We start from the raw sequence: 12,629 nt of genomic DNA, 5'->3' as shown, positions 1-12,629 counted from the left end.
GCTTCGGGGCGGACACCGAAGCGGCGTGAAGGCCGCGGCTGTGCCGAGGACCGAGACGGGAGCCGGGTGTGCGCGCACGCGACTTGGCGGAGAAGTACGAGACCGTCGGCCTGGAGAGTGACGCCATGGACGCCGCCCGGCTGATGGCCGAACACCGGCTTCCCGCGCTGCTGGTGGTGGACGACCAGGGCGCGCCGAAGGCGATTCTCCCCGCCTCGCAGATGATCAAAATCCTGGTCCCGGGATACGTCATCGAGGACCCCACCCTCGCCGCGGTGGTCGACGAGCGTCACGCCGACCGGCTGTGCGCCGCGCTGAAGGACCGCAAGGTGCGCGACTGCCTCTCCAAGACCACACCGCCGCCGGTCGTCGCGGCCCCGGACGACACCGCGCTGGAGGTCGCCGCGCAGATGGCACGGGCCCGCAGCCCGCTGGTGGCCGTGGCGGAGAAGGACAAGGCGGGCGTACACCTCCTGGGCGTCATCACCGCCTCCCACCTGTTGGAACGCCTCCTCGCCGCAGGCGCCGCCTGAACGCCCGGAGTCAGGAGTCGCCGGCCTCCGGCAGGCGTTTACGGAGGGTGGCGGCGAAGTCCTCCGCGCGTGACAGCTGGACCCGCAGCTTCTCGACCTGTTCCGTCGCGGCGTGCTCGTAGACGCGCAACCGTTCCAGCAGCGCCTCACCCTCGGCGGAGCCGACGCCGGTACCCGCGTCCAGACGGTCGGTGACGTCGAGCAGGTCACGCATCTGCTCCAGGGTGAAGCCGAGAGGCTTCATACGCCGGATGACCATGAGGCGGGCGACATCGTTCTCGGTGTAGAGGCGGAAGCCCCCCTGGGAACGGGCAGAGGGCACGACCAGGCCGGTCTCCTCGTAATGCCGGATGGTGCGCAGAGACAGCTCGGTCCGCGCGGCCACCTCGCCGATCTGCATGTGCCTGCCGTCCACGCCCGTGATCCTCCGACCTCTCTCGTCCCTGTCGGAGTCGGCCCGGACGGGCACCACCGATCTCTACCCTAACGTTAAGGTAGAGTTGCCGTCGGCCGTCGCGGCGTTCGCCGCCCCGCCCCTGCCGCACCGGGGGCCGACGCCGCCCCCCGGTGAAGATCCGATTCTCGCAGGAGAGAAGCGTGCGCGAGCCCGTGACGCCCGGCGCCGTCTCCCCGCCGTGACGCGTCGCCCCCGTATGTGAGCCCCCGGGCGCCACCGCGTGGGCTCCTTCCGTTTCCTCCCGGCCTTCCGGCTCCGCACTCAGGAGCCGTCCGCGGGGCGCCGACCCGGCCCCTCCGCGTCCTGCCGCACGTCCCCGGCCTGCCATGGGGCCGCGCCCGAGCACGACAGGTTCCCGATCTCTTGTCTTCCGCCGCTACCGCTGTCTCCCCAGCCACTCGGCTGCGGGATCTGAAGCCCGACTGGCTCTCCGACCCTAAGGTCTGGCGCACCGAGGTCCTGGCCGGCCTGGTGGTCGCCCTGGCTCTGATTCCCGAGGCGATCTCGTTCTCCATCATCGCCGGCGTCGATCCGGCGATCGGCCTGTTCGCCTCCTTCACCATGGCCGTCACCATCTCCGTCGTCGGCGGTCGCCGGGCGATGATCTCCGCCGCGACCGGTGCCGTGGCCCTGGTCATCGGCCCGCTCAACCGCGAGCACGGCTTCGGTTACCTGGTCGCCGCCGTCATCCTGGCCGGTGTCATCCAGATCGCGCTCGGCGCGCTCGGCGTCGCGAAGCTGATGCGGTTCGTCCCCCGCAGCGTGATGGTCGGCTTCGTCAACGCTCTCGCCGTCCTGATCTTCATGGCCCAGGTCCCCGAGATGCACGACGTCCCGTGGCCGGTCTACCCGCTGATCATCGGCGGCCTGGCGTTGATGGTGTTCTTCCCGAAGATCACCAAGGTGATTCCCGCCCCGCTCGTCTCCATCGTGATCCTCACCGTCATCACCCTCGCCGCGGGAATCGCGGTGCCGACCGTCGGGGACAAGGGCGCGCTGCCGTCCTCGCTGCCCGTGCCCGGCCTGCCAGACGTGCCGTTCACCATGGACACGCTGACCACGATCGCCCCCTACGCGCTCGCGATGGCACTGGTCGGCCTGATGGAGTCGCTGATGACGGCCAAGCTGGTCGACGACATCACCGAAACCCATTCCTCCAAGACCCGCGAGTCCATCGGCCAAGGCATCGCCAACATCGTCACCGGTTTCCTCGGCGGCATGGGCGGCTGCGCCATGATCGGCCAGACGATGATCAACGTGAAGGTGTCGGGCGCCCGCACCCGCCTCTCGACCTTCCTCGCGGGGTCGTTCCTCATGGTGCTCTGCGTCGTCTTCGGCCCGGTCGTCTCCGACATCCCGATGGCCGCCTTGGTCGCCGTCATGGTCATGGTGTCCTTCGCGACCTTCGACTGGCACTCCATCGCGCCCAGGACCCTCAGGCGGATGCCCGCCGGCGAGATCGCCGTCATGGTCATCACCGTCGCCTGTGTCGTCGCCACCAGCAACCTGGCCATCGGCGTCGTGGTGGGCTCCGTCACCGCCATGGTCATCTTCGCCAGGCGCGTCGCCCGCCTCGCCGATGTCACGGCCGTCACCGACCCCGACGGCACCACGGTCGTCTACTCCGTCACCGGCGAACTCTTCTTCGCCTCCTCCAACGAGCTCGTCGGCCGGTTCGACTACTCCGGCGCCCCGGACAGGGTCGTCATCGACCTGACCGCGGCCCACGTCTGGGACGCCTCCTCGGTCGCCGCGCTCGACGCCGTCGAGACCAGATACCAGCAACGGGGCAAGACCGTCGAGATCATCGGGCTCAACGCCCCCAGCGCTCTCCTGCACCGCAGGCTCACCGGCGAACTCGCGGCCGGTCACTGATCCTCACCCCGTGCGGCCGATGGTGCTCCCGGGCACTGTCGGCCGGGGTTCCGGTGCTGGGGCCCGCTTCCTGCCGGGGACCGGCAATCCCACCGCTCGTGGGGTGCCCGCCGGCAACCTGTCAAAGGCGTGTCAAGGAAAGGTAAGGTTCCCCGTGGTGTGCCGGGAAGCCTGGTCGGCGAGCAGGGGATGACTCTCTCTTCCGATCGGGGTGGCGGCATGGCGCTGGTGGTGGTGTTCGGTGTCGCGCTGCTGGTGTCGGCGCTGTTGTCGGGTCTCGCGGCGCGTACGGTGCTGTCGACCTCGCTCCTCTTCCTCGTCGGCGGTGCCCTCGTCGGCAACGGTTTCCTCGGCCTGATCCACATCACCCCGGACAGCGCGATCGTCTCCGTGACGGCGGACCTCGCCCTCTCAGCGGTGCTCCTCACCGACGGCATGCACGTCTCCCTGCGCGCCAACCGGCGCAACCCGGCGCGAGCCCTGGGCCTCGGCATGCCGCCGGCCTTCGCCTTCATCTCACCCGAGGCCAAGGCTTCCTTCGAGTCCCGGACGGAACGTCCGGTCGCCGCCTGGTTCGGTCCGAAGGGTTTCGCCTCCGTGGTGTACGGGCTGCTGGTGCTGCCGTCCGGCATCCCCTGGGCGGACAAGGCGTTCACGCTCGTCGCGGTGTGCGTCGCCTTCTCGATCATCGCGCACGGTTCCACCGACGTGCCGATCGCGCGGGCCTTCGACGTCGACGACCCGGTGGGGATCCCGGACGGGGACGACAGCGGAAACAGCGGGGTCCCTCACCCTCTCGCAGGAACTGGAGCAACGTGAACGACTGGCACAGCTGGGCGGCGATCGTCGTGTTCGTCGGCGCGTACGCCCTGATCATCAGCGAGAAGATCCACCGCGTCGCCGTGGCCCTCGGCGGCGCGGGTCTGATGCTGGCGATCGGGGCGACCGACGACGTCTCGGCGTTCTACTCGCAGGACTCCGGCATCGACTGGAACGTCATCTTCCTGCTCATGGGCATGATGATGATCGTCGGCGTGCTGAAGAAGACCGGCATGTTCGAGTACCTGGCCATCTGGTCCGTGAAGAAGGCGAAGGCCAGACCCTTCCGGGTCATGGCGATGCTCGTCGTCATCACGGCGGTCGCTTCCGCACTCCTGGACAACGTCACCACGGTCCTTCTGATCGCCCCGGTGACGCTGCTGGTCTGCGAGCGCCTCGCCCTGCCGGCCGCGCCCTTCCTCATCGCCGAGGTGTTCGCCTCCAACATCGGCGGAACCGCGACCCTCGTCGGCGACCCGCCGAACATCATCATCGCCAGCCGGGCCGGCCTGACCTTCAACGACTTCCTGGTCCATCTCGCCCCGCTGGCCGCACTGCTGGTCGTCGTCCTCGTCGCGCTGTGCCGGGTGATGTTCCGCAGGTCGTTCGTCTACGACGAGGACCGCGCCGCCGAGATCATGGCCCTGGAGGAGCGCGAGGCCATCAAGGACCCCCGACTGCTGGTCCAGGGACTGATCGTCCTCGCCCTCGTCGTGGCCGGGTTCGTCCTGCACCCGGTGCTCCACTACGAACCCAGCATCGTCGCCCTGCTCGGTGCCGGCCTCCTCGTCGCCGTCTCGACGGCCGAGACGAGCGAGGTCCTGTCCGAGGTCGAGTGGCCCACCCTCGCGTTCTTCGCGGGCCTGTTCATCATGATCGGCGGGCTGATCGACACCGGCGTGATCGACCAGGTCTCCAAGGCGCTGGCCGACGCCATCGGCACCAACGAACTCGTCGGCTCCCTCACCCTGCTGGGCGCCTCGGCCGTGCTGTCCGGAGTCGTCGACAACATTCCCTACGTCGCCACGATGGCCCCCATCACCAGCGACCTGGTTCACAACATGGGCGGCGGCGGCGACCACGTCATGTGGTGGGCCCTCGCCCTCGGTGCCGACCTGGGCGGCAACGCCACCGCCATCGGAGCCTCGGCGAACGTGGTCGTCCTCGGCATCGCCGAACGCAACCGCCAGCCCATCACCTTCTGGCAGTTCACCAAGTACGGCCTGATCGTCACCGCCGTGACGGTGGCGATCTCCCTCGGCTACGTGTGGCTGCGCTACTTCGCCCTCGCCTGAGCGAGGAGCACCCGGGAGAACCCCGTTCCGACGCCGCCGAGAACCTGCGGCCGGGGACCCAACAGAAGCCCACTCCTGCACAACGGTTCCTGACATGACGCCAGTTGCGTAATCTGACAGTGCGTCAGTTAACAATTGGCTGTCACACAGGAGCGGGCGGACCGATGCTTGGATCAACCCACGGCACCCTCACCACCGACTCCCGCCGGGCCAGGGTCATCGCCTGCGGCGAGCAGCCCTCCCCGGTCGTGCACGGACGCCCGGCCGAAGTCGACGACCTGGACGTCAGCGGACGCCCGCTGTACGCCACCGTCCCCGACCTGGACCGTTTCTTCCGTCCCGAGTGCGTGGCCGTCATCGGCGCCTCGGACGCCGAGGGACGGCCGAACACCGGGATCACCCGCCAGCTCATGGCCTGGGCCGAACGGGTCGGCGCCCGCCTCCACCCGGTGCACCCCACCCGCCGTACCGTCTTCGGCCTCCCGTGCCTCCCTTCCGTATCGGACGTACCGGAGCAGGTGGACCTGGCGGTGCTCCTCGTCGCCGACCCCCTCCCGGTGATCCGCGAACTCACCGAGGCCAAGGTGAGGTTCGCGGTCGCGTTCGCGTCCGGATTCGCCGAGACGGGAGCCGAGGGCGCCGCCGCACAGACCCGCCTCGCCGCCGCCGTGCACGGCTCCGGCCTGAGGCTGCTCGGCCCCAACACCAACCTCAACGCCTTCGAGCACTTCCGCGACGACCTCGACGGCCCCGCGGTCGCCCTCATCACCCAGTCCGGCCACCAGGGCCGGCCGGTGTTCGCGATGCAGCAACTGGGCGTCCGCCTGTCCCACTGGGCACCCACCGGCAACGAGGCCGACCTGGAGACGGCGGACTTCATCTCCTACTTCTCCGAGCGCCCCGAGATCGGCGCCATCGCCTGCTACGTCGAGGGACTCAAGGACGGCCGCTCGTTCCTGCTCGCCGCCGACCGCGCCGCCCGGCGCAAGGTGCCCGTCGTCGCGGTGAAGGTCGGCCGCACCGAGACCGGCGCCCGCACCGCCGCCTCACACACCGGAAAGCTGACCGGCGCGGACGCGGTGGTGGACGCGGCGATGCGACAGTACGGCGTGATCCGGGTGGACGGACTCGACGAACTCCAGGACACCGCCGCCCTGTTGGCGCGGGCCCGGGCACCCCGGGCGGACGGGGTCGTCGTCTATTCGATCTCCGGCGGCACGGGCGCGCACTTCGCGGACCTGGCGAGCGGGGCGGGCCTCAACCTGCCGGTCCTCTCGGAGGCCAAACAGGCCGAGCTGCACACCTGGATACCCAACTACCTGAACGTCGCGAACCCGGTCGACAACGGCGGGCACCCGGTCGGCGACTGGCGCGGCCGGAAGATCATCGACGCGATCCTCGCCGACCCGGCCGTCGGCGTACTGATCTGCCCGATCACCGGCCCCTTCCCCCCGATGAGCGACAAGCTGGCGCAGGACCTGGTGGACGCGGCGGAACAGACGGACAAGCTGGTGTGCGTGGTGTGGGGCTCGCCGGTCGGCACGGAGGCCGCGTACCGGGAGACGCTGCTCGGCTCGTCCCGGGTCGCCACGTTCCGTACGTTCGCCAACTGCATCACCGCCGTCCGCGCCCACCTCGACCACGCGCGGTTCACCGCCGCCTACCGCTCGCCCTTCGACGAGGCCCCGCGCACCCCGTCGCCCTCCTTCCGCAAGGCGCAGGCCCTGATGCGCCCGGGCCAGCAACTGAGCGAGCACGGCGCCAAGCAGTTGCTGCGGGCGTACGGGATCCGTGTGCCGCGCGAGCAGTTGGTGACCAGCGCGGCGGCGGCCGTGCGGGCGGCGAGCCAGGTCGGCTACCCGGTGGTCATGAAGGCCTCCGGCGCTCAGATCGCCCACAAGACCGAACTCGGCCTGGTCAAGATCGGGCTGACCTCCGCCAGCCAGGTCCGCGACGCCTATCGCGAGCTGACCGACATCGCCCGCTACGAGGGCATCTCGCTCGACGGGGTCCTCGTCTGCCAGATGGTCGAGCGGGGCGTCGAGATGGTCGTCGGTGTCACCCACGACCAGCTCTTCGGGCCGACCGTCACCGTCGGGCTCGGCGGAGTTCTCGTCGAGGTGCTGCGGGACTTCGCCGTGCGCGTGCCGCCATTCGGCGACGACCAGGCGCGGGCCATGCTGTCCGAACTTCGCGGGCGGGCGCTGCTCGACGGGGTGCGTGGGGGCCCGCCGGTGGACGTGGACGCGCTGGTCGAGGTCGTGATCCGGGTCCAGCGGATGGCGCTCGAACTCGGGGACGAGATCGCGGAGCTGGACATCAATCCGCTGATGGTGCTGCCCCGCGGACAGGGGGCCGTGGCCCTGGACGCGCTGGTGCTGTGCCGCTGAACCGAGACCGCCCGCCCCCCTGACCCGCGCCCACCATCGTCCCCGTCCCCGTCCCCGCACGAAACGGAGCACGGTCATGACCGACCCCTTCACGACGGACCCCTCCATGACCGACTCCCCCCGTGCGCCCCACGAAGCTCCCGAATCCCCCGCACCAGCCCAAAAGCCCCTCGACTCATTGATACGTCACACCACTGACAACGCCGTCTCATGGATCACCCTCGACCGGCCCGAGGCCATGAACGCGCTCACCTGGGACCAGCGTGAGCGCGTGATCGAGCTGCTCACGGCGGCGTCCGCCGACCCCGACGTACGGGCCGTGGTCATCACCGCCACCGGCCGCGGCTTCTGCGCCGGAGCGGATCTGCGGGCCGGTCCGCCCGCCGGGAAGCGGGTGCCCGGCGACGTCGCCCGCACCATCCGGCTCGGCGCGCAGCGTCTGATCGCCGCCGTCCTCGACTGCGAGAAGCCGGTGATCGCGGCGGTCAACGGCACGGCGGCCGGGATCGGCGCGCACCTCGCCTTCGCGTGCGACCTCGTCCTCGCGGCCGAACCGGCCCGGTTCATCGAGGTGTTCGCGCGACGCGGTCTCGTGCCGGACGGCGGCGGGGCCCATCTGCTGCCCCGCCTCGTCGGCCCGCAGCGGGCCAAGGAGCTGATGTTCTTCGGGGACGCGCTGAGCGCGGCGGACGCCGAGCGGATAGGGCTCGTCAACAGGGTCGTACCGGCTGAGGAGTTGGAGAAGACGGCGCGCGCCTGGGCCGAGCGGCTCGCCGCCGGTCCCACCCGCGCGCTCGCGCTCACCAAGCAACTCGTCAACGCCTCCCTCGACACTGACCGCGCCACCGCCTTCGCCGCGGAGGCCGCGGCGCAGGAGATCAACATGACGACGGCGGACGCCATCGAGGGCGTGACGAGTTTCGTGGAGCGCCGGTCCCCCCACTTCAAGGGCCGCTGACAACCCAGCCCCGGCACACCCGCACGCGGGCCCCCGCTCACCCCCGTCGCAATATGCGCAGATCCCCCGCGTCGGGGTCGCCGAAGAGGACGAAGAGTTCCGGGTGGGTGTCGGTGCCGCCGATGGTCCAGTAGGTGTCGTGGCCGCAGTCGCCGACGCGCACGACGACGCCGTCCCGGCGCTCGGAGTCGGGCCCGTCGGCGTAGGGGTCGTAGCGGCCCGCGGTGTCGAGGAACCACGTGGCGGCGCCGTCGCAGCGCGTGAACTCCTTGGTGGTCACGTCCCCGAACTCGGGCTGGGCGGGCACGGACGAGAGCTCGGCCCCGCCGCCTGCGCGCAGCCGCAGCACCGCCCCGTGATCGCCGCGCCAGACGCCGGTGACCTGGTCGGCGCCGAGCTTCGGGGGCTCGTACTCCTGGATGAGTCCCGTGGCCAGGCCCACCGTGCCCGCCGCCACGACCAGGACGCACGCCCCGAGGGCCAAGAGCGCCGAGCGGAACCAGACGCGCCCGCGGTCCGGCGGGTGTCCGCCGGACCGTTCGCGCCACCGCGCCCCGGCGGCCGCCAGGACGGGCGGGACACCGGACACGGCGAGCGGCAGGGCCCCGGCGCCGGTGGGGTCGAGGCCTAGGAGGAGGACCGCGAGCGCGGTCCAGAAGGTGCCGAGCAGCAGGACGAAGCCCAGGTGCCAGGCGCCCTCGGGGCCGGGTGCGCGGCGGCGCGCCAGACGGGCGAGTGTGGCCGCCGGCATCGTGAACGTCACCGCGTGCAGCAGGCCCAGAGCGGCGAGCAGGGGCGGCCCGAAAACCAGCACGCACAGCAGCCCGACGGCGGCGAACCCGCCGCCGAGGCCCGCGCCGTGGTCGTCGTCGCCGAAGGCGCCGACCCACCGGACGGCGAGCGCGACCGCGCACTGCGCCGCGCAGACCGCGGCGGCGAGATGCACCTCCGCGCCGGTCCATGCCGACCGGGCGCGCGTGAGCCTCCCGGAGTTCGCCGACCTCATGGGGCGAAAGATACGCGGGCGAAACACGGTGCGCCGCGAGGGGGTTGGCTCCGTCCGCCCCGGTCCGCCTCGCCGGGAGGACCGTTCCGGCCCGCCGCCCCGGCCCGCCGTACCGCCGTGCCGCGGGCCTCGCGAACCCCTTCCTATCTGACAGCCCGTCAGCTTCAATGGTGGATGTGATGGGACACGCAGGGATGGCGGCCGCCGCCGTCCGCTACCTCAGGTCGGCCGGGGCCCCCACCGTCGCGGGGCCCGTCGAGGCGTTGCCGCGCCCGGATCTGCGCGCGGTCCGCGAGGACGAGCGGGCGCCGGTCGATCCGGCCCGGTTCCGTCAGGTGCTGGGTCACTTCGCGACCGGCGTGACCGTCGTGACGGCACCCGCCGCGGACGCCGGGGATCCGGCGGGCCCGGCCGGCTTCGCCTGCCAGTCGTTCGCCTCGCTCTCCCTGGACCCCCCGCTGATCTGCTTCATGGTCGGCCGTACGTCCACGACGTGGCCGCGCATAGCCCGCGCCGGCGTCTTCTGCGTCAACGTACTCGGCGCGCACCAGGGCGACCTGTGCCGCGGCTTCGCGGTGAGCGGTGCGGACAAGTTCGCCGGGGTGGTCCACGACGCCGCTCCGGTGTCCGGCTCGCCCCGCCTCGCGGGTGCCGCGGCCTGGATCGACTGCACCGTCCACGCGGTGCACACGGGCGGGGACCACCTCATCGTGGTGGGCCGGGTGGACGCCCTCGGCGCGAGCGACGACGACGTACCGCCCCTGCTCTTCCACAAGGGCCGCTTCCTCACCTGAGCCTGAGGCCCCGTACCCGAGGCCGTACGCCCGAGGACCGTCACGCGGCGGCCGGTCCCACCACCGACGCCGCCGATGCCGCCGATGCCCCCGGGCTGACCGGGCTCCCCGGACGACGCCGACGGATGACCAGGGCCATCAGCGCGGCCGCGGCGCACAGCGCGCCCGAGGCGTACCAGACCACGTCGTACGAGCCGAAGCGGTCGCGGGCGACACCGCCGAGGAAGGCGACGAGCGCGGCGCCGACCTGGTGCGAGGCGAGCACCCAGCCGAAGACGATGGCGCTGTCCTCGCCGTACTGCTCACGGCACAGGGCCAGGGTGGGCGGGACGGTGGCGACCCAGTCGAGGCCGTAGAAGACGATGAAGAAGATCATCGGCGGGTGTACGGCCGGGGCGAGCAGCATCGGGAGGAACAGCAGCGAGATGCCGCGCAGGGCGTAGTACACCGCCAGCAGGCGGCGCGGCTCGAAGCGGTCGGTGAACCAGCCCGAGGCGATGGTGCCGATCACGTCGAAGACGCCGACGACCGCGAGGAGCGAGGCCGCCGCGGTGATGGGCATGCCGTGGTCGTGGGCGGCGGGCACGAAGTGCGTCTGGACCAGGCCGTTCGTCGAGGCGCCGCAGATCGCGAACGTCCCGGCCAGCAGCCAGAAGGGGCCGGTGCGGACGGCGGAGAACAGTACGGCCACCGCGCGCCGGGCGGCACCGCGCACCGGCTCGGGCTTGGGCACGAACTCCGTCGCCCCGTACGGCATCTGACCCACGTCGGCCGGGTGGTCGCGCAGCAGCAGCCAGACGAAGGGGACGACCGCGAGGGCGGCGAGGGAGACGGTCACCGCGGCCGGGCGCCAGTCGTGCTCCGTCACGATCCAGGACAGCAGCGGCAGGAAGATGAGCTGGCCCGAGGCCGAGGCGGCCGTCAGGATGCCGGTGACCAGGCCCTTGCGTCCGGCGAACCAGCGGTTGGTGACCGTGGCCGCGAAGGCGAGGGCCATCGAACCGGACCCCAGGCCCACCAGCAGGCCCCAGCACAGGAGCAGTTGCCAGGCCGCCGTCATCCACACCGTCAGCCCCGAGCCGACCGCGATCACGGTGAGGGCGACCGCCACCACGCGCCGGATGCCGAAGCGGTCCATGAGCGCCGCCGCGAACGGCGCCGTCAGTCCGTACAGCGCGAGGTTGATCGACACGGCCGCGCCGATCGTGCCGCGCGACCAGTGGAACTCCTCGTGCAGCGGGTCGATCAGCAGTCCGGGAAGCGACCGGAAGGCGGCCGCGCCGATGATCGTCACGAAGGTGACGGCGGCGACGAACCAGGCGCGGTGGATGCGGTGGGAGGTGGCGGGGCGGACGGGCCGGGAGTCCTCCGGGGCCTGCGCGGCTTCGGTTGTCTGGGTCACGCCATAGAGCTTCGGGGAACGGGCACCGGTGAACCACTGGCCCGAGAGACAGCATTCGCTAGGATCGGGCCATGGCCCTTCCGGATACGTTGCCTCCGCACCGCGTCGTCGTCCTCGCCCTCGACGGCCTGATCCCCTTCGAACTGGGCATTCCGCAGCGCATCTTCGGCAAGGCACGGGACGCGGAGGGACGGCCGCTGTACGAGGTGGTCACCTGCTCGGTCCGGCCGCCGGGCCCGGTCGAGACGGACGCGGACTTCTCGGTCCTCGTCGGCAACGGGCCCGAGGCGCTGGCCGGCGCCGACACCGTCGTCGTACCGGCCTCGTACGAGCTGGGACCCGTGCAGCGGGAGGGCATCCTGACCCCGGAGCTGGTGGCCGCCCTCGCGCACATCCGCCCCGGCACCCGGCTCGTCTCGATCTGCACCGGCGGCTACGTCCTCGCCGCCGCCGGGTATCTCGACGGCCGCCCCGCCACCACGCACTGGATGCACGCCGAGCACTTCCAGCGGCTCTTCCCGCGGATCGACGTCGACGCCGACGTGCTCTTCGTCGACGACGGAGACGTCCTCACCTCGGCCGGGGTCGCGGCCGGGATCGACCTGTGCCTGCATCTCGTACGCCGCGACCACGGCGCCGCCGTCGCCAACGAGGTGGCGCGCCGGACCGTCGTACCGCCGCACCGCGACGGCGGCCAGGCGCAGTACATCCAGCGCCCGGTCCCGGAGGCGCGCTCGGCCGGCACGACCGCCGCCCGCGCCTGGGCGCTCGGCCGCCTCCACGAGCCGATCCAGCTCCGGGACATGGCCGAGCAGGAGTCCATGTCCGTGCGCACCTTCACCCGGCGCTTCCGCGAGGAGGTCGGCGCCAGCCCCGGCCAATGGCTCACCCGGCAGCGCGTGGAGCACGCCCGCCATCTCCTGGAGTCCAGCGACCTGTCCATCGACCACGTGGCCCGCGACGCCGGCTTCGGCACGGCCCAGTCGATGCGCCAGCACCTCCAGGCGACCCTCGGCGTCACCCCGACCACCTACCGGCGCACCTTCAGATCCGGCACGGTGGCCGACCGATGACCCCCGGACGGCCGGCCCCGGCCCCCT

11 protein-coding genes are annotated in these 12,629 nt (G+C 71.6%); 8 read left to right on the top strand and 3 right to left on the bottom strand.

Translation table 11 applies throughout. The features are described 5' to 3' along the window. The first annotated feature begins 68 nt into the window (after positions 1–68). On the top strand, positions 69–533 hold the full coding sequence (locus tag ACIQ7M_RS21275; protein WP_403646486.1) for a CBS domain-containing protein: 465 nt from the start codon (positions 69–71) through the stop codon (positions 531–533). A 10-nt stretch (positions 534–543) separates the two neighbouring features. On the opposite strand, the gene ACIQ7M_RS21270 is transcribed toward ACIQ7M_RS21275, so the two are convergent. After that, complete coding sequence (locus tag ACIQ7M_RS21270) at positions 544–948, bottom strand: MerR family transcriptional regulator (protein ID WP_403646483.1); 405 nt, start codon at positions 946–948, stop codon at positions 544–546. Between the two features lie 405 nt (positions 949–1,353). On the opposite strand from ACIQ7M_RS21270, the gene ACIQ7M_RS21265 reads away from it, so the two are divergent. The 5 genes from ACIQ7M_RS21265 (at position 1,354) to ACIQ7M_RS21245 (ending at position 8,327) form a co-directional block, all read left to right on the top strand. Beyond that, positions 1,354–2,865, top strand: a complete 1,512-nt coding sequence (locus ACIQ7M_RS21265; RefSeq protein ID WP_403646480.1) for a SulP family inorganic anion transporter — start codon at positions 1,354–1,356, stop codon at positions 2,863–2,865. Positions 2,866–3,084: 219 nt separating this feature from the next. Then, on the top strand, positions 3,085–3,684 hold the full coding sequence (locus tag ACIQ7M_RS21260; RefSeq protein ID WP_403646969.1) for a hypothetical protein: 600 nt from the start codon (positions 3,085–3,087) through the stop codon (positions 3,682–3,684). Continuing rightward, positions 3,681–4,979 (top strand): SLC13 family permease, encoded by a 1,299-nt coding sequence (locus tag ACIQ7M_RS21255; protein WP_403646477.1) that lies wholly within the window; start codon positions 3,681–3,683, stop codon positions 4,977–4,979. Before ACIQ7M_RS21260 ends, ACIQ7M_RS21255 begins: the two co-directional genes overlap by 4 nt. A 164-nt stretch (positions 4,980–5,143) precedes the next feature. Continuing rightward, entirely contained in the window at positions 5,144–7,369 is a 2,226-nt protein-coding gene (locus ACIQ7M_RS21250) for an acetate--CoA ligase family protein (RefSeq protein ID WP_403646475.1), read from the top strand. A 106-nt stretch (positions 7,370–7,475) separates the two neighbouring features. Next, positions 7,476–8,327: an enoyl-CoA hydratase/isomerase family protein gene (locus tag ACIQ7M_RS21245; protein ID WP_403646966.1), complete on the top strand. Its 852-nt coding sequence runs from the start codon at positions 7,476–7,478 to the stop codon at positions 8,325–8,327. Positions 8,328–8,364: 37 nt separating this feature from the next. On the opposite strand, the gene ACIQ7M_RS21240 is transcribed toward ACIQ7M_RS21245, so the two are convergent. After that, complete coding sequence (locus ACIQ7M_RS21240) at positions 8,365–9,333, bottom strand: hypothetical protein (protein WP_403646472.1); 969 nt, start codon at positions 9,331–9,333, stop codon at positions 8,365–8,367. Positions 9,334–9,512: 179 nt separating this feature from the next. Between ACIQ7M_RS21240 and ACIQ7M_RS21235 the strand changes: the two genes are divergently transcribed. Continuing rightward, positions 9,513–10,127, top strand: a complete 615-nt coding sequence (locus ACIQ7M_RS21235; protein WP_403646470.1) for a flavin reductase family protein — start codon at positions 9,513–9,515, stop codon at positions 10,125–10,127. A gap of 40 nt (positions 10,128–10,167) precedes the next feature. On the opposite strand, the gene ACIQ7M_RS21230 is transcribed toward ACIQ7M_RS21235, so the two are convergent. Next, positions 10,168–11,529, bottom strand: coding sequence for an MFS transporter (locus ACIQ7M_RS21230; RefSeq protein ID WP_403646467.1), 1,362 nt, complete (start codon positions 11,527–11,529; stop codon positions 10,168–10,170). A 71-nt stretch (positions 11,530–11,600) separates the two neighbouring features. On the opposite strand from ACIQ7M_RS21230, the gene ACIQ7M_RS21225 reads away from it, so the two are divergent. Beyond that, positions 11,601–12,602 carry a GlxA family transcriptional regulator gene (locus tag ACIQ7M_RS21225; RefSeq protein WP_403646464.1) on the top strand — a complete coding sequence of 334 codons (1,002 nt, stop codon included), beginning with the start codon at positions 11,601–11,603 and terminating at the stop codon, positions 12,600–12,602. The last annotated feature ends 27 nt before the right edge of the window (positions 12,603–12,629 follow it).

The organism is Streptomyces sp. NPDC096324, from assembly GCF_044763015.1.
GTDB lineage: Bacteria > Actinomycetota > Actinomycetes > Streptomycetales > Streptomycetaceae > Streptomyces.
Note: the sequence above shows the minus strand (reverse complement) of the source record. Positions and strands in the feature narration are given on the sequence as shown.